The 24,335-nt window shown below is 60.2% G+C and carries 22 protein-coding genes and 1 pseudogene; 5 read left to right on the top strand and 18 right to left on the bottom strand.

All coding sequences use genetic code 11. The annotated features are described in order from the left end of the window. Positions 1-191 precede the first annotated feature (191 nt). Both fabA and fabB read left to right on the top strand, forming a co-directional pair. Positions 192-707 (top strand): 3-hydroxyacyl-[acyl-carrier-protein] dehydratase FabA, encoded by a 516-nt coding sequence (fabA, locus tag PST29_RS08845; protein ID WP_011060067.1) that lies wholly within the window; start codon positions 192-194, stop codon positions 705-707. Positions 708-718: 11 nt separating this feature from the next. Beyond that, positions 719-1,939: a beta-ketoacyl-ACP synthase I gene (gene fabB / locus PST29_RS08840; RefSeq protein ID WP_016963486.1), complete on the top strand. Its 1,221-nt coding sequence runs from the start codon at positions 719-721 to the stop codon at positions 1,937-1,939. 79 nt (positions 1,940-2,018) lie between these two features. Here fabB and PST29_RS32700 read toward each other — a convergent pair whose 3' ends face one another. Together PST29_RS32700 and PST29_RS32695 are read right to left on the bottom strand one after the other, a co-directional pair. Next, entirely contained in the window at positions 2,019-2,882 is an 864-nt protein-coding gene (locus PST29_RS32700; RefSeq protein WP_375136255.1) for a methyl-accepting chemotaxis protein, read from the bottom strand. Then, positions 2,874-3,644: pseudogene (locus PST29_RS32695) on the bottom strand (MCP four helix bundle domain-containing protein); the annotation flags it as partial. The pseudogene PST29_RS32695 and the gene PST29_RS32700, both read right to left, overlap by 9 nt. A gap of 348 nt (positions 3,645-3,992) precedes the next feature. On the opposite strand from PST29_RS32695, the gene PST29_RS08830 reads away from it, so the two are divergent. Further along, positions 3,993-4,409 (top strand): OsmC family protein, encoded by a 417-nt coding sequence (locus PST29_RS08830; RefSeq protein ID WP_042942143.1) that lies wholly within the window; start codon positions 3,993-3,995, stop codon positions 4,407-4,409. A gap of 63 nt (positions 4,410-4,472) precedes the next feature. After that, on the top strand, positions 4,473-5,345 hold the full coding sequence (locus tag PST29_RS08825) for a pirin family protein (protein WP_060842837.1): 873 nt from the start codon (positions 4,473-4,475) through the stop codon (positions 5,343-5,345). A gap of 103 nt (positions 5,346-5,448) precedes the next feature. On the opposite strand, the gene PST29_RS08820 is transcribed toward PST29_RS08825, so the two are convergent. The 4 genes from PST29_RS08820 to PST29_RS08805 form a co-directional block, all read right to left on the bottom strand. After that, complete coding sequence (locus PST29_RS08820) at positions 5,449-6,177, bottom strand: dienelactone hydrolase family protein (protein WP_060842836.1); 729 nt, start codon at positions 6,175-6,177, stop codon at positions 5,449-5,451. A gap of 71 nt (positions 6,178-6,248) precedes the next feature. Further along, positions 6,249-8,153: a molecular chaperone HtpG gene (htpG, locus tag PST29_RS08815; RefSeq protein WP_060841901.1), complete on the bottom strand. Its 1,905-nt coding sequence runs from the start codon at positions 8,151-8,153 to the stop codon at positions 6,249-6,251. 90 nt (positions 8,154-8,243) lie between these two features. Then, complete coding sequence (locus PST29_RS08810; RefSeq protein WP_060838195.1) at positions 8,244-8,696, bottom strand: PaaI family thioesterase; 453 nt, start codon at positions 8,694-8,696, stop codon at positions 8,244-8,246. Beyond that, entirely contained in the window at positions 8,693-9,169 is a 477-nt protein-coding gene (locus PST29_RS08805) for a PaaI family thioesterase (protein WP_060838194.1), read from the bottom strand. The genes PST29_RS08810 and PST29_RS08805 overlap by 4 nt, the downstream gene beginning before the upstream one ends. A 158-nt stretch (positions 9,170-9,327) precedes the next feature. Between PST29_RS08805 and PST29_RS08800 the strand changes: the two genes are divergently transcribed. Next, positions 9,328-9,579: a hypothetical protein gene (locus PST29_RS08800; protein ID WP_016968094.1), complete on the top strand. Its 252-nt coding sequence runs from the start codon at positions 9,328-9,330 to the stop codon at positions 9,577-9,579. A 68-nt stretch (positions 9,580-9,647) separates the two neighbouring features. On the opposite strand, the gene PST29_RS08795 is transcribed toward PST29_RS08800, so the two are convergent. From PST29_RS08795 to sdhC, 12 genes are all read right to left on the bottom strand, one after another. Continuing rightward, entirely contained in the window at positions 9,648-10,049 is a 402-nt protein-coding gene (locus PST29_RS08795; RefSeq protein ID WP_060842835.1) for an MAPEG family protein, read from the bottom strand. Beyond that, the gene (locus tag PST29_RS08790; protein ID WP_060842834.1) at positions 10,049-10,786 is read right to left on the bottom strand and encodes a DUF599 domain-containing protein; all 738 of its coding nucleotides are present in this window, start codon (positions 10,784-10,786) and stop codon (positions 10,049-10,051) included. The genes PST29_RS08795 and PST29_RS08790 overlap by 1 nt, the downstream gene beginning before the upstream one ends. A gap of 162 nt (positions 10,787-10,948) precedes the next feature. Beyond that, on the bottom strand, positions 10,949-12,262 hold the full coding sequence (brnQ, locus tag PST29_RS08785) for a branched-chain amino acid transport system II carrier protein (protein WP_060838191.1): 1,314 nt from the start codon (positions 12,260-12,262) through the stop codon (positions 10,949-10,951). A gap of 460 nt (positions 12,263-12,722) precedes the next feature. Continuing rightward, a complete protein-coding gene (sucD, locus tag PST29_RS08780) occupies positions 12,723-13,604 on the bottom strand; it encodes a succinate--CoA ligase subunit alpha (protein ID WP_003223019.1) in 882 nt (293 codons plus the stop codon). Continuing rightward, positions 13,604-14,770, bottom strand: a complete 1,167-nt coding sequence (gene sucC, locus PST29_RS08775) for an ADP-forming succinate--CoA ligase subunit beta (RefSeq protein ID WP_009047768.1) — start codon at positions 14,768-14,770, stop codon at positions 13,604-13,606. The genes sucD and sucC overlap by 1 nt, the downstream gene beginning before the upstream one ends. A gap of 230 nt (positions 14,771-15,000) precedes the next feature. After that, on the bottom strand, positions 15,001-16,437 hold the full coding sequence (gene lpdA, locus PST29_RS08770; protein WP_060838190.1) for a dihydrolipoyl dehydrogenase: 1,437 nt from the start codon (positions 16,435-16,437) through the stop codon (positions 15,001-15,003). Positions 16,438-16,540: 103 nt separating this feature from the next. Next, positions 16,541-17,761 carry a 2-oxoglutarate dehydrogenase complex dihydrolipoyllysine-residue succinyltransferase gene (gene odhB, locus PST29_RS08765; protein ID WP_060838189.1) on the bottom strand — a complete coding sequence of 407 codons (1,221 nt, stop codon included), beginning with the start codon at positions 17,759-17,761 and terminating at the stop codon, positions 16,541-16,543. A gap of 42 nt (positions 17,762-17,803) precedes the next feature. Next, positions 17,804-20,635: a 2-oxoglutarate dehydrogenase E1 component gene (locus PST29_RS08760; protein ID WP_016968088.1), complete on the bottom strand. Its 2,832-nt coding sequence runs from the start codon at positions 20,633-20,635 to the stop codon at positions 17,804-17,806. 263 nt (positions 20,636-20,898) lie between these two features. Continuing rightward, positions 20,899-21,603 carry a succinate dehydrogenase iron-sulfur subunit gene (locus tag PST29_RS08755; RefSeq protein ID WP_022643104.1) on the bottom strand — a complete coding sequence of 235 codons (705 nt, stop codon included), beginning with the start codon at positions 21,601-21,603 and terminating at the stop codon, positions 20,899-20,901. Positions 21,604-21,615: 12 nt separating this feature from the next. Next, positions 21,616-23,388: a succinate dehydrogenase flavoprotein subunit gene (sdhA, locus tag PST29_RS08750; protein ID WP_060838188.1), complete on the bottom strand. Its 1,773-nt coding sequence runs from the start codon at positions 23,386-23,388 to the stop codon at positions 21,616-21,618. A 3-nt stretch (positions 23,389-23,391) separates the two neighbouring features. Next, entirely contained in the window at positions 23,392-23,760 is a 369-nt protein-coding gene (gene sdhD / locus PST29_RS08745; protein WP_011060049.1) for a succinate dehydrogenase, hydrophobic membrane anchor protein, read from the bottom strand. Further along, a complete protein-coding gene (sdhC, locus tag PST29_RS08740) occupies positions 23,754-24,128 on the bottom strand; it encodes a succinate dehydrogenase, cytochrome b556 subunit (RefSeq protein ID WP_011060048.1) in 375 nt (124 codons plus the stop codon). The genes sdhD and sdhC overlap by 7 nt, the downstream gene beginning before the upstream one ends. Positions 24,129-24,335 lie beyond the last annotated feature (207 nt).

The raw sequence follows: 24,335 nt of genomic DNA, 5'->3' as shown, positions 1-24,335 counted from the left end.
GGCACCCGACGGGGCCCTGAAAAGGCCCTCAAAAAAAATTTCAGTGAACAAGTGTACTTTCATACCCTTGGCGCTGTGACTTTCACTACAACGCAATAGTCTATGAGTAGGCTGCCGGCTCGAGGCATGAACGCTTCGATCGGCCGGGAAGATTGCCCAACCCTGCCGCACGGGACTATTGAGGAGCTCGCATGACCAAACAAAACGCCTTTACTCGGGAAGACCTGCTGCGCTGCAGTCGCGGTGAGCTGTTCGGCCCAGGTAACGCGCAACTGCCCGCCCCCAACATGCTGATGGTGGATCGCATCACCCATATCAGCGAAGAGGGTGGCAAGTACGGTAAAGGTGAATTGGTCGCTGAGCTGGATATCACTCCAGACCTGTGGTTCTTCGCTTGCCACTTCGAAGGCGATCCGGTGATGCCGGGCTGCCTGGGCCTGGATGCCATGTGGCAGCTGGTCGGTTTCTTCCTCGGCTGGCAAGGCCTGCCGGGCCGCGGTCGCGCCCTGGGTTCGGGAGAAGTGAAGTTCTTCGGCCAGGTTCTGCCGACGGCGAAAAAGGTCACCTACAACATTCACATCAAGCGCGTGCTCAAGGGCAAGCTGAACATGGCCATCGCCGATGGCTCGGTCAGCGTTGACGGCCGCGAAATCTACACCGCCGAAGGCCTCCGGGTCGGCGTGTTTACCTCCACTGACAACTTCTAAGGGTTATCCGCATGCGCCGCGTCGTTATCACTGGTCTGGGCATTGTTTCGTGCCTGGGCAATGACAAAGAGACCGTCTCCGCTAACCTGCGTGCAAGTCGCCCTGGCATCCGCTTCAACCCGGAATATGCCGAAATGGGTCTGCGTAGCCAGGTTTCCGGCTCCATTGACCTGAACCTCGAAGAACTGATCGATCGCAAGATCTATCGCTTCGTCGGCCACGCGGCGGCTTACGCCTACCTGGCCATGAAAGACGCCATCGCCGACTCCGGCCTGAGCGAAGAACAAGTCTCCAACCCGCGTACCGGCCTGATCGCCGGTTCCGGTGGTGCCTCGACCCTGAACCAGATGGAAGCGCTGGACATCCTGCGCGAGAAAGGCGTCAAGCGCGTTGGCCCATACCGCGTCACGCGGACCATGAGCAGCACCGTTTCCGCCTGCCTGGCCACACCGTTCAAGATCAAGGGCCTGAACTACTCCATCGCTTCTGCCTGCGCGACCAGTGCTCACTGCATCGGCACCGCCATGGAACAGATCCAGATGGGCAAGCAGGACATCGTCTTCGCCGGCGGCGGTGAAGAAGAGCACTGGACCCAGTCGTTCCTGTTCGACGCCATGGGCGCCCTGTCCACCCAATACAACGAAACCCCGGAAAAGGCTTCCCGCGCCTACGACGCCAAGCGTGACGGTTTCGTCATCGCCGGCGGTGGCGGCATGGTGGTGGTCGAGGAGCTGGAACACGCTCTGGCCCGTGGCGCCAAGATCTACGCGGAAATCGTCGGCTACGGCGCCACTTCCGACGGCTACGACATGGTGGCCCCAAGCGGCGAAGGCGCTATCCGCTGCATGCAGATGGCCATGTCCACTGTCGACACCCCGATCGACTACCTGAACACCCACGGCACCTCGACTCCGGTCGGCGACGTCGCGGAAATGAAAGGCGTGCGTGAAGTGTTCGGCGACAAGGCTCCAGCCATCAGCTCCACCAAGAGCCTGTCGGGTCACTCCCTGGGCGCCGCCGGCGTTCACGAAGCGATCTACTGCATGCTGATGATGGAAGGCAACTTCATGGCCGGTTCGGCCAACATCGACGAGCTGGACCCGGAAGTGGCCGACATGCCGATCCTGACCAAGACTCGCGAAGACGCCACCATCAACACCGTGATGAGCAACAGCTTCGGCTTCGGTGGCACCAACGCCACCCTGGTGCTGAAGCGCTGGCAGGGCAAGTAAGCCTCGCCGCTTCGCGACATGAAAAAGCCCCGACCGGTTCGGGGCTTTTTTTTGCCTGCCATTTTCCGGCGCCAGCGGCTCAGACGGAAAAACGCGCCACCATGCTGTTCAGGTCCACCGCCAGCCGCGACAGTTCCTGGCTGGCCGCGCTGGTCTGATTGGCCCCGGCCGAGGTCTGCAACGCCAGGTTGCGGATGTTCATCAGGTTGCGGTCCACTTCCCGCGCCACCGCCGCCTGTTGCTCCGAGGCACTGGCGATCACGATGTTGCGCTCGTTGATCAGGGTGAAGGCCGAAGCGATTTCCTCCAGCGCCTGCCCCGCCGCCTTGGCCACTTCCAGGGTCGAATGGGCGCGGCTATTGCTCTGCTGCATGGAGCTGACCGCCTGATCGGTGCCCTGCTGGATACCGCCGATCATTTGCTCGATTTCCTGGGTCGACTGCTGGGTCCTATGGGCCAGGGCCCGCACTTCATCGGCCACCACAGCGAAGCCGCGCCCGGCATCTCCGGCCCGCGCCGCCTCGATGGCCGCGTTCAGGGCCAACAGGTTGGTCTGCTCGGCGATGGAGCGAATCACCTCCAGCACCTTGCTGATGCCGTAGACCTTCTGCGCCAGCTGTTCGACCTGACTGGCATTGGCTGTCACATCCTCGGCCAGCGACTCGATGGACAGCACGGTCTGATGCACCTGTTCGCGACCGTGCTGGGCGATCCGATCTGACTCCCGGGACGCTTCGGAAGTGGCCACCGCGTTGCTCGCCACCTCCTCCACCGCGGCGGTCATCTGATTCACTGCCGTGGCGGCCTGTTCGATCTCCTGGCTCTGCTGATGCAGGCCTCGGGTCGCATCCTCGGTGACGCAACTGAGCTCCTCGGAAGCCGAGGCAAGCTGGCTGGAGGAATCGGAAATGCGCCGGATAGTCTCGCGCAAGCTGTGCTGCATGGCCTTGAGCGCCAGCAACAGGCGCGCCGGCTCGTCCTTGCCGATCACCGTGATGTCTCCGGTCAGGTCGCCGCCGGCCACCACCTCGGCGACGCGCAAGGACTGCGCCAGCGGCAGGACGATGCTGCGGGTCAACAACAAGGCCAGGCCAATGGTCACCAGGGCCGCCACCACGATCATCGCCACCACCCAGACGCGCGACTGGCTGAACACTGCCTGAGCCAGATCCGTGGCCTGGGTCGCACTTTGCTTGTTCAAGTCGATCAGCTCGTGCAGTGTCGCGGCCATTTCATCGGCCAACTGGTTCATTTCACCGTTGACCACCTTGACCGCCTCCTCCAGCTGATTCTGGCTGGAGAAGGCCATGACCTGGGCCTGCCGCTGCAGGTACTGCTGCTCCACGCCCTTGAAGCGATCGAACAGGACCCGCTCCTGGGGCAGCACGATCAGCGACTCATAGCGCCCCTGGGCAACGCCCAGGCCACTCTTGATGTCCTTGATCTTGGCTTCGTTCTGGGCCAGGGCCTGGGGGTCGCGATTGATCAGCAGGCGCAGGGTCAGGGCGCGAAGACGCAACAGATCCTGGCTCATGTCGCCCACCGACATGACGCTGGGCAACCAGTTGCTTTCCACCTCATCGGACTGCTGGCGCATGTTGGCCATCTGCATCAGGGCAAATGCGCCGAGGACAAACACCATCAGCGCCAGCAAGCCAAAACCCAGGCTGGCGCGGGGGGCGATATTGAGACTTCTGAGACTCATTCCTTTGGCTCCTTCCTAGAGCGCTGCAAGAGCTTGCAGCAGGGTGCTCTTAGACGGTATCGGGCCGGCGGAAATTTGCGTAAGACAAAAACGTGATATCAAAACGCCCTATGACTTCGATACCTCAGAGTAAAACGATTCAGCTCACAGAAAATCGACATTTTCCGATCAAACAGTACAGCTTCCACCTCGAAACCCGCTGCGACGTCGCTGCTTGCACATTCATCGGCGTGCCACCGGGCCATCGGCTACCGCCAGTAAAAACCTGAACGCCTGCGCCGGCCGATGCTCTATAACTTCAGCACCTTTACCACCCGATCCGACATTCATCACTGCCTGAGGTTTGCCATGACCATTACCGTCAATACCGAGTCCAGCGAAGGTTTCCGCCACAGCATCCAGGTCGACGACCATCAGCTGTTCACCGACCTGCCCCAGTACGCCGGTGGCGAAGGCACCGCGCCCGAGCCCCACGATTATTTCGATGCCGCCCTGGGGGCCTGCAAGGCCCTGACCCTCAAGCTCTACGCACAGAAGAAAAACATCCCGCTCACCGGCGTCACGGTGGAGCTCAAGCACGACAACAGCCAGGAACAGCAAGGCAAGTACGCCCTGCACGTGAAGCTGACCCTCAAGGGCGTGCTCACCGACGCCCAGCGTGAGGAGTTGCACCGGGTGGCCGACCGCTGCCCGATCCACAAGCTGATGACCACCAGTGAAGTCAGCATCGAGACTCACCTGTCCGAAGGCGCCTTCAGCCAGTAGCGGCAAGGCTGGCATCCGGGGGTTATGCTTGCGGGCATACCCCCGGTCAGCCTGGAATCCGCCATGAATTCACCCCTAGTGATCCGCCCCCGCGTCGAGGACGTCGAAGGCCAGCCTATCCTCCGCCCCCTGCCTTCGGCACAGTGCCGCAGCGTCGGCCCCTTCGTATTCTTCGACCACATGCTGAGCACCTCCTACCCCGCCGGCAAAGGCATGAACATCCGCCAGCACCCGCATATCGGTCTGTCCACGCTGACCTACCTGTTCGCAGGACAGATCCGCCACAAGGACAGCCTCGGCTCGGACCAGATCGTCCTCCCCGGGGACGTCAGCTGGATGACCGCAGGCAGTGCCATCGCCCACGTCGAGCGCACGCCCGAGGCCTTGCTGAGCCAGGCTTTCACCCTGCATGGCTTGCAGGTCTGGCTGGCCTCGCCCAAGGAGCATGAACAGGGACCCGGGCACTACAGCCATCACCCCGCGGCCACACTGCCGGTGAGTGACAACCTCGGGGTCACGATCCGCATGATCGCCGGCAGCGGCTTCTGCCTGGAGTCGCCGGTGCCGGTGCTCTCCCCGACCCTGTATGCCGAACTGCACCTGCAGACCGCCACCAGCCTGCTGATTCCCACCGAGCATCAGCAACGCGCGCTGTATGTGCTGGACGGCGAGGCACAACTGGACGGCGAGCCATTGCCCCCGCACTCGCTGGTGGTGTTGCCGGAGGGAGAAAACGCCACGCTGTTCGCCGAGAGCGACTGCCATGCGGTACTGCTTGGCGGTGCGCCTCTGGACGGGCCGCGACGGATCAACTGGAACTTTGTCGCCAGCGACCCGCTGTTGATCGAGGCCGCACGCGGACGCTGGGCAGCCGGGGACTGGCCGCAAGTGCCGGGAGAAAGCGAGCGCATCGAACTGCCCGCTTCCCGCCACTGATCTGCAGGAGCCGGCTTGTCGGCGAACAGGCCCGCAGGCCTTGCATCGCCCACAGGCCCCTCTATCGCCGGCAGGCCGGCTCCTGGCGGATCAAGGGATGCCGTCAGCCCTGGAACACTTCGTCCAGCAGGTAGTACAGGGTGGCGAAGGCCCGGGCCGAGGTCTTGGCGTCATACATCATCTTGCCCGGGACATTGGCCTGGGGATCGCTGAAGGAATGCACCGCGCCGCCGTAGCTGACCAGTTGCCAGTCAACACCTGCGGCATTCATCTCCGCCTCGAAGGCCGGCAGTTGTTCCTTGGCCACCAGCGGATCGGCCGCACCGTGCAGCACCAGCACCGAGCCCTTGATGTTCTGCGCATCCGCAGGATCGGGCGTGTCCAGGGTGCCATGGAACGAAGCCGCGGCCTTGACTGGCGCCCCGCTGCGGGCCAGCTCCAGCGCGCAGCAGCCGCCAAAGCAGAAACCGAAGGTGGCCAGCCTGGACAGGTCCACCGCGGCCTCGGCCTGGCTCTGCAGGGCGCTGAAGGCCGCCTGCATCCGCCGACGCAACAGCGCCCGGTCATTCTTCAGGGGCATCATCGCCGCACCGGCCTGATCGGCGTCGCTGGGGCGTACCGACTGGCCATACAGGTCGGCGATCAGCACCACATACCCCTTGGCCGCCACCGACTCGGCGAGCTGCTGCGCGCCGGCGCTGACACCCATCCAGTTCGGCGCCATCAGCAACCCCGGGAGCGCGCCTTTATGGGCGGCATCAAAGGCCAGCAGGCCTTCATAGGGCTGGCCATCGATCTGATAGACCACGGAACGCACGGTGATTTGACTCATGACTCATCTTCTCCAGTAGGGGGACACCAGAATGAAAAAACCCGCCGAAGCGGGTTTTTCCTGCAACCTGGTTAAACCGACAGTTCAACCAGCAGCTTGTTCAGTCGGCGCACATAGGCCGCCGGGTCTTTCAAGCTGTCGCCGGCCGCCAGGGCCGCTTGATCGAAGAGGATGTGCGACAGGTCGCCAAAGCGCTCTTCGTTCTGCTCGCCGTCGAGTTTCTCGATCAACGGGTGAGTCGGGTTGAATTCGAAGATCGGCTTGGAATCCGGAACCTTCTGCCCGCTGGCTTCGAGGATCTGACGCATTTGCAGCCCCAGGTCCTGCTCGCCGATGGCCAGGATCGCCGGGGAGTCGGTCAGGCGGTGGGAAACCCGCACTTCGCTGACGCTCTCGCCCAGCGCGGTCTTGATCCGCTCAACCAGGCCTTCCTTGGTCTTGGCGACTTCCTCGGCAGCCTTCTTGTCCTCTTCCGAGTCCAGGTTGCCCAGGTCCAGGTCGCCACGAGCCACGTCGACAAAGCTCTTGCCGTCGAACTCGTTGAGGTAGCTCATCAGCCACTCGTCGATGCGGTCGGTGAGCAGCAGCACTTCGATGCCTTTCTTGCGGAAGACTTCCAGGTGCGGGCTGTTCTTGACCTGGGCGTAGGATTCGCCGGTGAGGAAGTAGATCTTGTCCTGACCTTCCTTGGCGCGAGCCAGGTAGTCGGCCAGGGACACGGTCTGCTCGCCGTCGTCGCCCTGAGTGGAAGCGAAGCGCAGCAGGCCGGCGATCTTTTCCTTGTTGGCGAAGTCTTCGGCCGGGCCTTCCTTCATCACCTGGCCAAAGTTCTTCCAGAAGCCCTTGTATTGCTCAGGCTCGTTCTTCGCCAGTTTTTCCAGCATGTCCAGCACGCGCTTGGTCAGCGCCGACTTCATCGAATCGATGATCGGGTCTTTCTGCAGGATTTCCCGCGAGACGTTCAGCGACAGGTCGTTGGAGTCCACCACGCCCTTGATGAAGCGCAGGTACAGCGGCAGGAAGGACTCGGCCTGATCCATGACGAACACGCGCTGTACGTAGAGCTTGAGGCCCTTCGGCGCTTCACGCTGGTACAGGTCGAACGGTGCACGAGCCGGCACGTAGAGCAGCGAGCTGTATTCCAGCTTGCCTTCAACCTTGTTGTGGCTCCAGCTCAGCGGGTTCTCGAAGTCATGGGCGATGTGCTTGTAGAACTCCTGGTATTCCTCGTCCTTGATCTCGGTACGCGGACGGGTCCACAGGGCACTGGCGCGGTTGACGGTTTCCCACTCCAGCGCCGGTTTCTCTTCGCCTTCGGCGGCAGCGGCTTCTTTGGGCAGCTCGATCGGCAGGGCGATGTGGTCGGAATACTTCTTGATGATGTTGCGCAGGCGCCAGCCATCGGCGAATTCGTCTTCACCGGACTTCAGGTGCAGGACGATGCGGGTGCCGCGTTCGGCCTTGTCGATGGTCGCAACCTCGAACTCGCCTTCGCCCTTGGACGACCAGTGCACGCCCTCGCTGGCCGGCAGGCCGGCACGGCGGCTGAACACTTCGACCTGATCGGCAACGATGAATGCGGAGTAGAAGCCCACGCCGAACTGACCGATCAGGTGCGAGTCCTTCTTCTGGTCGCCGGTGAGGTTTTTCATGAAGTCGGCGGTGCCGGACTTGGCGATGGTCCCCAGGTGGGTGATGACATCTTCACGGCTCATGCCGATACCGTTGTCTTCGAGGGTGACGGTCTTGGCGTCCTTGTCGAAGCTCACACGGATTTTCAGTTCGGCGCCACCTTCCAGCAACTCGGGCTTGGACAGGGCTTCGAAACGCAATTTGTCGACGGCGTCAGAGGCGTTCGAGATCAATTCGCGAAGGAAGATTTCCTTATTGGAATACAACGAATGGATCATGAGGTGCAGCAGTTGCTTCACCTCGGTCTGGAAGCCCAGGGTTTCCTTTTGAGTTTCCACACTCATGGTCATCAAACTCCAATCAGATGGCTGTGGTCGCGCTCCGGAAGCGGAGAACGGCGGGATGACATGGAAGTGGGGGTAGCTCGCCGGATTTCAAGGGGCGGGTGCCTCTTCGATCTTGAAATGTGCACGGGCGGTGGCAATCGGCTCGTCGGCGGTGCTCTGCCAGGCGGTGATCGCGACGTTGGCCACGCGCCGCCCCTGGCGCCAGACCTGGCAGCGGGCAAAGGTGTCGCGAAACTGCCCGGCACGCAGGTAATCCAGGGAAAAATCGATGATCTTCGGCACCCCGGGAGCGCCGGTAAAGATCAACAGATGCACAGCCGCCGCCAATTCCATGAAACCGGCGATTACTCCGCCATGCAGCGCCGGCAGCAAGGGATTGCCGATGTTGTCCTTGTTGGCCGGCAAGCGAAACAGCAACTCGTCCCCCAGCCGCGAGCATTCGATGCCGATCAGGGCGGCGTAGGGAATCTTCTGCAGCAAGGGACCGTAGTCGCCCTGTTGGTGAGCCTGCTCCAGCAACACCTTGAGATCTTCGCTCATGGACGCGCTCCCTTGAGGGCCGTGGCAAAACCCGGGGTGCCCTTGAGACCCTTGCCCATGCGCATGAACGTACCGACCACATGGGCTACCGGGCGCTGCGGATCGTCCTGATAGGCAAAACCGCGGGTAAAGATCACATCGGTGGTGACCCGGTAGCACTGGGCAAAACCATGCACGTCGTGATGAGGCACCGCCGGGTGCATGTAGTCGATGCGTAGGTCCAGGGTCGGGCAAACCTCGAACTCCGGCAGCACGCACAGCGTGGCCATGCCACAGGCCGTGTCCATGAGGGTGGTCAGGGCGCCACCGTGGATGATTCCAGTGTGGGGATCGCCGACGATCTGCGGGCTGTAGGGCAAGGTCAGGGTCATGCCCTGCGCTGATGCGCTATGCACGCTGATGCCCAGCACCTGGCAGTGTCGCAAGGCGGAAAGAAAGCGCAATGCACGCTCGAAAACAGGATTCTGCGCCATGGGTTATCTCTCTTGTTAGTGTCAGGAATCGATGGTTGGCCAGGGCGATAAAAGTTCCGTAGAACAAATACTTAATATATCTAGGAACCCCAAGGAACTTAAATCACAAGACCATGATCGAAAGGCCAGTAGATATCTTCACTAAGGAGAAACACCCCATGCGTAAGACTTTAGCTATTGCCCTGATGCTGACCGCTTCCCTCGGTCTGGCTGCCTGTGACAAAAAATCCGAGGACAAAGCTCAAGATGCCAACCAACACGCTGAGCAAGCTCAACAAAAAATGAACGAAGCTCAGGATAAAGTGAACGAAGCTGCCAAGGAAAACGCCGAAGCTGCCAAAGACCAGGCTGAATCCAACAAGGCCGCAGCCGAAGAAAGCGCCAAGGAAGCAGCCCCTAAAACCAACTAACTCGGTTTTAGCGCAAGATATAAATAAAGCCCGCCAAGTGCGGGCTTTATTGTGTCCGAAAGAAATGACTAGATCAGCAACCAGCGAAAAGTTGGACTAAGCATCAACAACAAGGAACACAAGATTCCCACCGCCCAGAACAGACTTCGCTGCCAGGTCAAATCCGCGAGATAGCACGCCAGATAGAAGACCCGGGCAATCACAAAGGTGATGGCCAGGACGTCGATCAACCAGCCTTGAGTCTGGGTGACATGGGCCATCAGCACCCCGACCGCAAACAGCATGAAGGCCTCGAAACTGTTCTGATGCGCCGCCAGGGCCCGCGCGCCCAGCCCGGTCAGTTGGGCCTGTTGCTGACGTGGCAGATGGTTGTTGTAACCGCCCTGCTCTTTCATGGCCTTGGCCACCGGAATGCGCGCAATGAAAATCAGCAACGCACTGATAAACACGCACCAGAACGAAATACTCATCAGCCTAGATCCTTGTTTGTCTCGGGCAATGGCGCCTCCGTAGGGGTATAGACCATCACATCCAGTACGTCGGAATGAAACTCGCGACGATAAAGCACCAGCACCACCCCCGCGCTCATCACCATGAACAGCCAGGGGCTGACAAACCAGGCCAGCATGCTCATGCCGAAGTAATAGGAGCGCAGGCCGAAGTTGAACTGGTTGGCAGCCATGGAAATGACCCGTGCCGCCCGCGAAGCGAAAGCCTTGCGCTCCTGCTCGGACACCTGGCGCTCACCGATCATTGGCGCCGAGCCCACCAGAATGGCGGCGAAGTTGTACTGGCGCATGCACCAGCTGAAGGTGAAGAAGGCGTAGACGAACACCAGCGCCAGACACAGCAGCTTGATCTCCGACATGCCCTGGGACGCCTGCTGGACCATGGGAATGTCCGCCAGCAGCGACACCGCGCGTTCCGAGGCTCCAAGCACGGTAAGAATGCCCGCCAGGATGATCAGGGTGCTGGAGGCGAAGAACGAGGCGTTGCGTTCCAGGTTGCCGATCACACTGGCGTCGGCGATACGGTTGTCACGCAACAGCATGCGGCGCATCCAGTCTTCGCGATACAGGTGCAGGACACTGGCCAGGCAGGCGGTGTCCCGCCCCTTCCAGGTGGCATAACGGGTATAGCCGCCCCAGCAGATGACGAACCACAAAGCGGCCAGTAAATGGATCAGGTTGGCTTGGACGAACGACATGCAAATTCCTGTAGGGCGTGGCAGAGGACACAGCTTCGACGCCACGCAAAGGAAAAAGGCACTGCCCGAGCCCCATAAAAAATGCCCCGTATCGATCGATACGGGGCATTGTTCTGGATGCTCATGAGCCGCTTGTGGCGACCCTGAGCCCTTGCCGACAGATCAAGCCAGCGCTTCGGCCGGCTTGCCCAGGATACGGTCGAAGATCACGGCAACCGCCAGGATGATCACCGAAGGCACCAGCCAGGCCAGGCCTTGCTCGCTCAACGGCAGGTGCGCCAGCTGGCTGGGCAGGCCATCGGCCAGGCCGGCGCCCTTGAGCGCATCGATCAGGCCGAAGACAAAGGACACCAGCATCACCGGACCGACGATGCGGCGCTGATCCTGCCAGAACTCCTTGCAGAAGCTCAGGGCCACCAGGGCAATGCAGGGCGGGTAGATGGCGGTCAGCACCGGAATCGAGAAGGCGATGAGCTTGGTCAGGCCAAGGTTCGATACCAACAGCGAGAAAACCGCGAGGATCACGACCAGCGTCTTGTAGGACAAGGGCGTTACGCGGCTGAAGTACTCGGCACAGGCGCAAGTCAGACCCACGGCGGTCACCAGGCACGCCAGGGAGATCAGCACCGCGAGGAAACCGCTGCCCAGGGAGCCGAAGGTGTGCTGCACGTAGGCATGCAGTACCGCTGCGCCGTTGGTGGCACCGGCTGCCACTTCATGGCTGCCCGAACCGAGGCGGAACAAACTGACGTACACCAGCGCCAGGCCAACCCCGGCGATCAGGCCGGCGATCACCGCATAGCGGGTGATCAGTCGAGGCGACTCGACTCCGCGCGAGCGAATGGCATTGACGATGACGATGCCGAACACCAGGGCGCCCAGGGTATCCATGGTCAGGTAGCCATTGATGAAGCCCTGGGAAAATGGTGCGGCGACATACTCGGGCGTGGCATCGCCAATGCTGCCGGCCGGCAGGGCGAACGCTGCGATCCCCAGCACCGCCAGGGCGATGATCTTCAGCGGCGCCAGGAAACGGCCAACGGTATCCAGCAGACGACCTGGATACAGGGAGATGAAGAACACCAGCAGGAAATACGCCGAACTGTAGAGGAACAGTGCCAGCGGGCTCTCGCCGGTCAGGGGTGCCAGGCCCACTTCAAAGGACACAGTGGCGGTGCGCGGCGTGGCGAACAGCGGGCCAACCGCCAGGTAGCAGACCGCCGCCAACAGACCGCCGGCGACTTTACCGATGGGGCTGCTCAACGCATCCATGGCGCCACCGACCTTGGCCAGGGCAACCACGGTGATCACCGGCAGGCCCACCGCAGTGATCAGAAAGCCCAGCGCCGCCATCCAGACATGAGGTCCGGACTGCAAGCCGACGATGGGTGGGAAAATGATGTTGCCAGCCCCGACGAACAGGGCAAAAGTCATGAAGCCGAGCGCCAGAATGTCCTGGCCTTTCAACACTTTCATTAAGGAAATACCACACTACTGAATCGGAATTTAGAGAGGGATTTCCCTTATGGGTGAGGGAAATGCTGTCAGTCCGTATAAGACTGACCCGTTTAGCGCGCCGATACCTTGTGGGCAGCAGACGCATAAAGAGGCGGCTAGCCTACCGAATCTGTAAGACGAACGCACCGGCGCAATGAGAATTTTCTGATATGCGACATGGGGATGTCGCCTTTTTGAAACTATTTTTCCACCGGAATGAATCCCCCCGCGCAGCCACCGCACAGCTGGCGCCTGCGTTGCCCAGAGCCTGGTTCGCCCAGGGGCCGACTCGTGTCGGAGCAGGCCCGCCAGCGCCGGCCTCGCCAAGGACAACACCCCGCGCACAGGCCCTTTCGCCGGCAAACCGGCTTGCGCCAGAAAGCACAAAGGCCACCCGAAGGTGGCCTTTGCTGGAAGAACTACAAGCTAAGCGCGAGGCTTACTTGACAGCCCAACCGGTCAGCTCGGCCAGGGCCTTGCCGATGTCTGCCAGCGAACGCACGGTTTTCACGCCTGCGTCTTGCAGTGCAGCGAATTTCTCGTCTGCAGTGCCTTTGCCGCCAGAGATGATTGCGCCAGCATGGCCCATGCGCTTGCCCGGAGGAGCAGTCACACCAGCGATGTAGGAAACAACCGGCTTGGTCACGTGAGCCTTGATGTAGGCAGCCGCTTCTTCTTCAGCCGAACCGCCGATCTCGCCGATCATCACGATCGCCTCGGTCTTCGGGTCTTCCTGGAACAGCTTCAGGATGTCGATGAAGTTGGAGCCCGGGATCGGGTCACCACCGATGCCGACGCAGGTGGACTGGCCGAAACCGGCATCAGTGGTCTGCTTGACGGCTTCGTAAGTCAGGGTGCCGGAACGGGAAACGATACCGACCTTGCCTGGCAAGTGAATGTGACCTGGCATGATGCCGATCTTGCATTCGCCTGGAGTGATCACGCCTGGGCAGTTAGGGCCGATCAGGGTCACGCCCAGCTCGTCGCACTTAACTTTAGCGTCCAGCATGTCCAGGGTAGGAATGCCTTCGGTGATGCAGACGATCAGCTTGATGCCGCCGAAAGCCGCTTCCAGGATCGAGTCCTTGCAGAAAGGAGCTGGAACGTAGATCACGCTGGCGGTGGCGCCAGTGGCCGCTACAGCGTCTTTCACGGTGTTGAACACTGGCAGGCCCAGGTGCTCGGTGCCGCCTTTGCCTGGAGTTACGCCGCCAACCATCTTGGTGCCGTACTCGATGGCTTGCTGGGTGTGGAAACTACCTTGCGAACCGGTAATGCCCTGGCAGATAACTTTGGTGTCTTTATTGATCAGGACGCTCATTATTTGCCCTCCGCAGCTTTGACAACTTGTTGAGCAGCGTCGGTCAGGCTGGTAGCAGCGATGATGTTCAAGCCGCTTTCTGCCAGTACTTTAGCGCCCAGTTCCGCGTTGTTGCCTTCAAGGCGAACAACAACCGGGATTTTCACGCCGACTTCTTTCACGGCGCCGATGATGCCTTCGGCAATCATGTCGCAGCGAACGATGCCGCCGAAGATGTTGACCAGTACTGCAGCGACGTTGGTGTCGGACAGAATGATCTTGAAGGCTTCGGTCACGCGCTCTTTGGTAGCACCACCGCCCACGTCGAGGAAGTTGGCTGGCTTACCGCCGTGCAGGTTGACGATGTCCATGGTACCCATGGCCAGGCCGGCACCGTTGACCATGCAGCCGATGTTGCCTTCCAGGGCTACGTAGTTCAGTTCGAACTTGGCAGCGTGCGCTTCGCGCGGATCGTCCTGCGACGGATCGTGGAAAGTCTTCAGCTTAGGCTGACGGTACATGGCGTTGGCGTCGATGTTGATCTTGGCGTCCAGGCAGTGCAGATCGCCGTCAGCCTTGATCACCAGCGGGTTCACTTCCAGCAGGGCCAGATCGTGATCCTGGAACAGTTTGGCCAGACCCACGAAGATCTTGGCGAACTGGGCAACTTGCTTGCCTTCCAGACCCAGTTGGAAAGCCAGCTCGCGACCTTGGAATGGCTGAGCGCCAACCAGTGGATCGATAGTGGCCTTGAGAATTTTTTCTGGAGTGTCGTGAGCGATTTTCTCGATGTCCACGCCACCTTCGGTGGAAGCCATGAACACGATGCGACGGCTCGAACGGTCAACGACAGCGCCCAGGTACAGCTCTTTAGCGATATCAGTGCACGATTCAACCAGGATCTTGGTGACAGGCTGGCCATTGGCGTCAGTCTGATAGGTCACCAGACGCTTGCCCAACCACTGCTGAGCGAATGCCTTAGCGTCTTCTTTGCTGCGAACCAGCTTAACGCCGCCCGCTTTACCGCGACCACCGGCGTGAACCTGGGCTTTGACAACCCACTCGGAGCCGCCGATTTTGTCGCAAGCTTCTGCTGCTTCTTCCGGGGTGTCTACCGCGTAGCCTTTGGATACTGGCAGGCCGTATTCAGCGAACAGCTGCTTACCCTGATACTCGTGAAGATTCATGCTTTTTACCGTCTTCGTTAGGTACTGCGCATTCGGCGCTGCGCTCAATATTGAGTGCCGCACCACCTGTGACCGCTACTCTCAAACCAGCGCCACACCCTGAACCCGGAGCCAGGGCCCCGATCCAGTGTGTGGCGCTACCTCAAGAGGTCGAGTCCAGCGGATATTCCGCGGTGAGTCTTGCGCACAAGGCTCACGACGGGCCAACCGCCGTGGTTTCTTATTATTGCTTAGCGTTTCTTGCGGTTGGCAATGTGGATGGCGCCGCCATTCACAGCCAGAGCTGCTTCGTGCAGGGCTTCGGACAGGGTCGGATGGGAGAAAACCATCATGCCCAGGTCTTCGGCGCTGGTGCCGAATTCCATGCCGATCGCACCTTGCTGAACCAGTTCCGCAGCGCTTGGGCCAATCACGTGGACGCCCAATACGCGGTCAGTCTTGGCATCGGCGATGACTTTGACGAAACCACCGGTGTCGTTGGCTGCCATGGCACGGCCGCTGGCGGCAAACGGGAAGGTGCCGACGTTAACTTCAACGCCTTCAGCTTTCAAGGCCTGCTCGGTTTTACCGACCCATGCAATTTCCGGGTGAGTATAGATAACCGAAGGGATCAGGTCATAGTTCATCTGGGCCTTGTGGCCCTTGATGCGCTCGGCAACCATGACGCCCTCTTCCGAGGCCTTGTGAGCCAGCATCATGCCGCGCACCACGTCACCAATGGCGTAGACGCCCGGTACGGTAGTGGCGCAGTGATCATCAACGTGCACGAAGCCGCGCTCGTCCAGAGTCACGCCGCAATCGGCAGCCAGCAGATCGGTGGTCACCGGACGGCGACCAACGGCAACGATCAGCTTGTCGAAAGTGATGGTCTGCTCGCCGTTGGCGTCGGTGTAGGTCACCACGACTTCTTCGCCGTTGACCTTGGAGCCGGTCACGCGAGCGCCCAGCTTGATGTCCAGGCCCTGTTTGGTCAGGGTTTTCAGCGCTTCCTTGGAAACAGCGGTGTCAGCTGCCATCAGGAAGGTGTCCAGTGCTTCGAGGACAGTCACTTGCGCGCCCAGACGCGACCAGACCGAACCCAGCTCCAGGCCGATGACGCCAGCGCCGATCACGCCCAGACGTTTTGGAACGGATTGGAATTCCAGGGCGCCGGTGGAGTCGACGATGACGTTCTGATCGACCGGAGCCGGTGGAATGTCGATCGGACGCGAACCTGGAGCCAGGATCACGTTTTCGGCTTCGATCACTTCAACCGAACCGTCCGGCTTGGTGACTTCGACCTTCTTGCCAGCCAGCAGCTTGCCGTGGCCCTGGATCGAAGTGACGCCGTTGGCCTTGAACAGGGTGGCAACACCGCTGGTCAGGCCTTTGACGATGTTGGCCTTGCGACCGATCATGGCCGGCACGTCCATGGTCACGCCAGCGTGCTGGATACCGTGGATGGCAAAACCGTCCTGCGCTTCGTGGAATTTCCAGGAGCTGTCCAGCAGCGCCTTGGAAGGAATGCAACCGACGTTCAGGCAAGTACCGCCGAGGGCCAGCTTGCCCTCTTTATCGGTGTACTTCTCGATGCAAGCAGTCGTCAGGCCAAGCTGTGCTGCCTTGATTGCAGCTACATAACCGCCTGGGCCCGCGCCAATCACTACTACGTCGAATTTCTGAGTCATAAAAAGGTTCCTTTTAACGGCAAGCTAGAAGCCGCAAGCCGCAAGCTTGAAGCCCCTCGCCCTAAGGGCTTGGAGCTTGTCGCTTGCAGCTTGCAACCGCTTTTTAGATGTCCAGAAGCAGACGCGCCGGGTCTTCCAGCAGGTTCTTGATGGTTACCAAGAATGTCACAGCTTCTTTACCGTCAATCAGACGGTGATCGTAGGACAGCGCCAGGTACATCATCGGACGGATTACTACCTGACCGTTGATCGCCATAGGACGTTGCAGGATGTTGTGCATGCCCAGGATAGCGGCTTGTGGTGGGTTGACGATCGGGGTCGACATCATCGAGCCGAAAGTACCACCGTTGGTGATGGTGAAAGTACCACCGGTCATTTCTTCCATCGACAGCTTGCCGTCGCGAGCCTTCTTGCCGAAGGTGGCAATGCCGCCTTCGATTTCGGCCAGACTCATCAACTCGGCATTACGCAGAACCGGAACCACCAGGCCACGGTCGCTGGACACCGCAACACCGATGTCGGCGTAGCCATGGTAAACGATGTCGGAACCGTCGATCGAGGCGTTGACCGCAGGGAAGCGTTTCAGCGCTTCGGTGGCGGCCTTGACGAAGAACGACATGAAGCCCAGGCGCACGCCGTTGTGGGACTTCTCGAACAGGTCCTTGTACTTCGAACGCAGGGCCATGACTTCGGTCATGTCGACTTCGTTGAAGGTGGTCAGCATCGCCATGTTCGACTGGGCTTCAACCAGACGCTCGGCAACCTTGGCACGCAGACGGGTCATTGGTACGCGCTTCTCGACGCGATCACCGGCAGCGAACACCGGAGCAGCGGCAGCCGGGGCCGGAGCCTTGGCAGGCGCGGCAGCCGGAGCGGCTTTCTTGGCGGCAACGGCAGCCACTACGTCTTCCTTGGTCACACGACCACCTTTGCCGGTACCGGCAACGGAAGCGATGTTGATGCCGTTTTCTTCAGCCAGCTTGCGCGCGGCAGGAGCGGCGATTGGATCGTCTTCGCCGTCAGCGGCAGCCGGGGCAGCAGCGGCAGCGGCCGGAGCAGCGGCAGCAGGAGCAGCGGTAGCGGCACCGCCTTCAACGATGGAGCCCAGAACTTCGTCGGACAGAACGGTGTCGCCTTCGTTCTTGACGATAGCGCCCAGCACGCCGTCAGCGGTGGCCAGAACTTCCAGCACAACCTTGTCGGTCTCGATGTCGACGATCAGCTCGTCGCGCTTGACGGCTTCGCCCGGTTGCTTGTGCCAGGTGGCAACGGTGCCATCGGCAACCGATTCCGGGAAAGTGGGGGCTTTGATCTCGATAGCCATTATCTGTGGTTCCTTAAATTCGGTTTCAGGTGCGCGAAGGCGTTAAACAGTGAAAGCATCTTGCAGCAGTTTTTCCTGCTGCTCGGCGTGCATCGACGCGTAGCCACAAGCAGGCGCAGCAGAGGCGTCACGGCCGGCGTACTCGAGTACGAGCGACTTGTCGTGATTGCCTACGATGCGACGCATGTGGTGCTGGCTGCAGTACCAGGCGCCCTGGTTCATCGGCTCTTCCTGACACCAGACCACGTGCTTGAGGTTGGTGTACGGAGCCAGGACTTCGTTCAGGTCGTCCTCAGGGAACGGGTACAGCTGCTCGATACGCACGATGGCGATGTCTTCACGACCTTCGGCACGGCGTTTTTCCAACAGGTCGTAGTAGACCTTGCCGCTACACAGAATCAGGCGCTCGACCTTTTTCGGGTCCAGTGCGTCGATTTCCGGAATAACGGTCTGGAACGAACCTTCGGCCAGATCTTCCAGAGTCGAGATGGCCAGCTTGTGACGCAGCAGCGACTTAGGAGTCAGTACCACCAGCGGCTTGCGCAGAGGACGGATCACCTGGCGACGCAGCAAGTGGTAGATCTGTGCCGGCGTGGTCGGCATGCACACCTGAATGTTGTGCTCGGCGCACAGCTGCAGGTAACGCTCCAGGCGTGCCGAGGAGTGCTCGGGGCCCTGACCTTCGTAACCGTGAGGCAGCAGCATGGTCAGACCGCAGAGACGGCCCCACTTGTGCTCGCCGCTGGTGATGAACTGGTCGATCACCACTTGCGCACCGTTGGCGAAGTCGCCGAACTGGGCCTCCCAGATCACCAGCGCGTTCGGCGTGGTGGTCGAGTAGCCGTATTCGAATGCCAGTACCGCCTCTTCCGACAGGAAGGAGTCGTACAGGTCAAAGCGCGGCTGCCCTTCGAACAGATGCTTGAGCGGCACATAAGTGCTGGCATCTTTCTGGTTGTGCAGAACGGCGTGGCGGTGCGAGAAGGTGCCGCGGCCGATGTCCTGGCCGGTCATGCGGATCGGGTGACCTTCGAACGCCAGGGTCGCGTACGCCATGGTTTCAGCGTAACCCCAGTTGATCGGCAGGCCGCCGGCTTGCATCTTCTGACGGTCTTCGTAGATCTTCGCAACCTGACGCTGAACCACGAAGCCTTCCGGCAGCTCCAGCAACTTGGCGGACAGTTCCTGCAGGGTCTTGAGATCGAAGGTGGTGTCGTGACGCGCGGTCCAGGTGTGGCCCAGGTATGGGCGCCAGTCCACGAACAACTCTTTGTTCGGTTCCTTGACCAGGCTCTTCACTACGTGCAGACCGTTGTCCAGCGCATTGCGGTACTCATCGACTTTCGCCTGAACACGCTCTGCGTCAAGCACACCGCTCTGGATCAGGCGATCGGCATACAGCTCACGGGTGGTGCGCTGCTTGGTGATCTGCTGATACATCAGTGGCTGGGTGCCGCTTGGCTCGTCGGCCTCGTTGTGGCCGCGACGACGGTAGCAGACCAGGTCGATCACCACATCGCGCTTGTACTGCATGCGGTAGTCGATGGCCAGCTGGGTCACGAACAACACGGCTTCCGGATCATCACCATTCACATGGAGGATCGGCGCCTGGATCATCTTCGCAACGTCGGTGGCGTACTCGGTGGAACGCGAGTCCAGCGGGTTGCTGATGGTGAAACCAACCTGGTTGTTGATCACGATGTGCACAGTGCCGCCGGTACGGAAACCGCGGGTCTGGGACATCTGGAAGGTTTCCATCACCACGCCCTGACCGGCGAATGCCGCGTCACCGTGGATCGAGATCGGCAGAACCTTGTCACCGGTCTGGTCGTTGCGACGGTCCTGACGAGCGCGCACCGAACCTTCGACCACCGGAGAAACGATTTCCAGGTGGGACGGGTTGAACGCCATGGCCAGGTGAACTTCGCCACCGGTGGTCATCACGTTGGACGAGAAGCCCTGGTGGTACTTGACGTCACCGGAGCCCAGCTCGACCTTCTTCTTGCCTTCGAACTCGTCGAACAGCTCGCGCGGGTTCTTGCCGAAGGTGTTGACCAGCACGTTGAGGCGGCCACGGTGGGCCATGCCGATCACGACTTCCTTGGTGCCGTAGGAACCGGAACGCTGGATCAACTCGTCGAGCATCGGAATCAGGCTTTCGCCGCCTTCCAGGCCGAAACGCTTGGTGCCCGGGTATTTGGTACCCAGGTATTTTTCCAGGCCTTCGCCGGCGGTGACGCGCTCGAGCAGGTGGCTCTTGATGTCGGCGGAATAGGTCGGACGGCCGCGCACGCTTTCCAGACGCTGCTGGAACCACTGGCGCTGCTCGGAGTCGGTGATGTGCGTGAATTCAGCGCCGATGGTGCGGCAATATGTCTGCTGCAACGCTTCGTGAATTTCGCGTAGGCTCGCTTCCTCTTTGCCGATGAACAGGTCGCCGGCACGGAAGGTCGTATCAAGATCGGCATTGGTCAAGCCGTAATGATTGATCGACAGGTCTGCAGGTGCAGGACGCTGCCACAGCCCCAGCGGGTCAAGCTGGGCTGCCTGGTGGCCACGCATCCGATAGGCCTGGATCAATCGCAGCACTTCAACTTGCTTCTTCTCGTGCTCACTGCTCACGCTGCCGGCGGATACCGGTTGGGCGCGGCGCTGGTTCTTTGCCAGCAAGACGAAATGATCGCGGATTGTCGAGTGCGAAACATCGATGGCAGTGCTGCCGTCGGTAGGCAACTTCTGAAAGTAAGTGCGCCACTCTTCTGGCACAGCGTTAGGGTCGTGCAGGTAGAGCTCGTAGAGCTCTTCCACATAGGCAGCGTTACTACCGGATAGGTAGGCGCTGTTCCACATGCGCTGCATCACGCTTTCTTGCATGCTTGGTCACCCTCGGTTAGGGGAACACCACCGGCGAAGACACCGAGCAAGCTTGCAGAAGTCCGAATGCAGCGACCAAAACAAGCCACTTAGGATCACGCTGATAGTCCGGGTACCAGCCCGGATGCCCCTGCTTGTCTCATTTCTTCAAAAATAAGAGCAGCCACTTTGTGAGCTGCTGCTCAGGTTAGAGCCATGACGCGGGTTGAAGCCCGCGCCTTGGCTTTTACGGGTACAGCGGTCCTACGGGTACAACAGCTGAATCACACGCCGCTCTGCAGCAGCATGTTACGAATGTGACCGATGGCCTTAGTCGGGTTCAGGCCTTTGGGACATACGTTGACGCAGTTCATGATCCCCCGGCAGCGGAATACGCTGAACGGGTCGTCCAGGGAAGCCAGACGCTCGGATGTCTTGGTGTCACGGCTGTCTGCCAGGAAGCGGTAGGCTTGCAGCAGGGCAGCTGGACCCAGGAACTTGTCCGGGTTCCACCAGAAGGACGGGCAAGAGGTCGAGCAGCAAGCGCACAGGATGCACTCGTACAGACCGTCGAGCTTCTCGCGCTCTTCCGGGGACTGCAGACGCTCGATGGCCGGAGCCGGCGTATCGTTCTGCAGGAATGGTTTCACCTTCTCGTATTGCTTGTAGAAGATGCTCATATCGACGACCAGGTCACGGATAACCGGCAGACCTGGCAGCGGACGAATAACCAGCTTGTTCTTCTTGACCACGGCAGACAGCGGCGTGATGCACGCCAGGCCGTTCTTGCCGTTGATGTTCATGCCATCGGAACCGCAAACGCCTTCACGGCAGGAACGACGGTAGGAGAAACCCTCGTCCTGCTCTTTGATCAGCGCCAGCACGTCCAGCACCATCAGGTCCTTGCCACCGGTGTCGACCTGGAAAACCTGGGTTTTCGGAGCCGAGTCGGTGTCTGGGTTGTAACGATAAACTTCAACTTGCAACATATCGATCACCCTTTAGTAAGTCCGGACTTTTGGTTCAAAAGTCGGAACAGTCTTCGGCGAGAAGTTGACCGCACGCTTGGCAACGCGCTTCTCACCCGGGAAGTACAGGGTGTGGCACAGCCAGTTTTCGTCGTCACGGTCTTCAAAGTCTTCACGGGCGTGAGCGCCGCGGGACTCTTTACGCACTTCGGCAGCGATGGCGGTGGCTTCAGCCACTTCCAGCAGGTTCTGCAGCTCAAGTGCTTCGATACGTGCAGTGTTGAAAGCCTGAGACTTGTCGTTGATCTTGACGTTGGCGATACGCTCGCGCAGATCGGCCAGCTGGGCGATACCCTTCTGCATGTATTCGCCAGTACGGAATACACCGAAGTAGTTCTGCATGCAGCTCTGCAGCTCGCGACGCAGGGTTGCAACGTCTTCACCGGTGGTGCGCTCGTTGAGCTTGGCCAGGCGGTTCAGGGCCACGTCGACGTCGGTGTCGCTGGCGTCGCGGTATTCGATACCGTCGGACAGCGCTTTTTCCAGGTGCAGGCCAGCTGCACGACCGAACACCACCAGGTCCAGCAGCGAGTTGCCGCCCAGACGGTTGGCACCGTGTACCGATACGCAAGCCACTTCACCCACTGCGAACAGGCCAGGGATGATGGTGTCTTCGCCAGCAGCGTTCTGAGTGATCGCCTGACCATGAATGTTGGTGGCAACGCCGCCCATCATGTAGTGGCAGGTTGGAACGACCGGAACAGGAGCAACCACAGGGTCAACGTGGGCGAAGGTCTTGGACAGCTCGCAGATGCCAGGCAGGCGGCTGTGCAGCACTTCCTCGCCCAGGTGATCGAGCTTGAGCATCACGTGGTCGCCATTCGGGCCACAGCCGTTGCCGGCGATGATTTCCTTGACCATGGAGCGCGCTACAACGTCGCGGCCAGCCAGGTCTTTGGCGTTCGGAGCATAACGCTCCATGAAACGCTCGCCGTGCTTGTTGATCAGGTAGCCACCTTCACCACGGCAACCTTCGGTTACCAGTACACCGGCGCCGGCGATGCCGGTCGGGTGGAACTGCCACATTTCGATGTCTTGCACCGGAACGCCGGCACGCAGCGCCATGCCTACACCGTCACCGGTGTTGATCAGGGCATTGGTGGTGGAAGCGTAGATACGACCTGCACCGCCGGTAGCCAGAACGGTGGCCTTGGAGCGGATGTAGGTGGTTTCGCCGGTTTCGATGCAGATAGCGATCACGCCAACAAAGGCGCCATCCTGGTTCTTCACCAGATCGACTGCGTACCACTCGTTGAGGAAGGTGGTACCGGCTTTCAGGTTGCCCTGATAAAGGGTGTGCAGCAGCGCGTGACCGGTACGGTCGGAAGCTGCGCAGGTACGAGCCGCCTGGCCGCCCTTGCCGTAGTCCTTGGACTGACCGCCGAAAGGACGCTGGTAGATACGACCGGTTTCGGTACGGGAGAACGGCAGACCCATGTGGTCCAGTTCGAAGACCGCAGCCGGGCCTTCCTGACACATGTATTCGATAGCGTCCTGGTCACCGATGTAGTCGGAACCCTTGACGGTATCGTACATGTGCCAGCGCCAGTCATCGTTCGGGTCCGCCGAGGCGATCGCGCAGGTGATGCCGCCCTGGGCAGACACAGTGTGCGAACGGGTCGGGAACACCTTGGTGATCACGGCAGTCTTGTGGCCACCCTGGGCCAGCTGCAGTGCGGCACGCATGCCGGCGCCGCCGCCGCCAATGATGATGGCGTCGAAAGAAATGGTTGGAATGTTAGCCATGAATCAGATACCCCAGAGAATCTGCACACCCCAGACGAAGTAAGCGAACATCGCGACGCCGCATACTGCCTGGAAAAGGAAACGCACTGCTGTCGCCGACTTGCCCAGCGCCATCGGCGTTAGGTAGTCAGTCGAGATGGTCCACATGCCGACCCAGGCGTGAGCGCCCAGGGCCACCATGGCCAGCAGACTGAAGATACGCATCCAGTTGTTTGCGAACAGGCCATGCCACTGGGTGTAGTCAATGCCCGGATTCGCTACGAGGTATCCGATCAGGAAAATGAAATAAGCCGCGAGAACGACCGCAGACACACGTTGTGCCATCCAGTCATAAAGGCCCGAACGCGACAGGTTCGTAACGCTGGTTACCATATCCAAACTCCCGCCAGAACGATTACCACCACGGATACGGCGATAACGATTTTCGAGCCCAGCTTGCCGCCTTCCAGCGTCTCACCGATGCCCATGTCCATAATCAGATGGCGTACACCGGCCACCAAGTGATACAGCAAGGCGGACAGGAGGCCCCATGCAACGAATTTGGCCAGCGGACTGGTCAAGCACGCCTTCACCTCGGCATAGCCTTCCTCGGAACCCAGGGATTTGCTCAATGCATAAAGCATGATGCCGATGCCCAGGAAGAGGATGATGCCGGAAACACGGTGAAGAAACGACGTAACGCCGGTGATGGGGAGTTTGATGGTCCTTAGGTCTAGGTTTACAGGTCGTTGGCTATTCACGGCTTTTTTTCACACTGAAGAGCCCCTAACAATCAGGGCAAAGTTGTTGGGGAGTGCACTGGTCAGGTAACCACTACCCAGGGAGTGCGACCCCCAATAAAGCGGGCCCAGAAGCCTACGGAGGTCGGTGGCCGAGTATAGACAGTTAGGCTACTAATGACAACGCAAACGCCTTCCCCTAATAGCTGATTGCGTTAGCCATATAAA

It is taken from the genome of Pseudomonas sp. St29 (genome assembly GCF_001547915.1).
GTDB lineage: Bacteria > Pseudomonadota > Gammaproteobacteria > Pseudomonadales > Pseudomonadaceae > Aquipseudomonas.
This window is presented reverse-complemented; position numbering and strand designations above follow the sequence as displayed.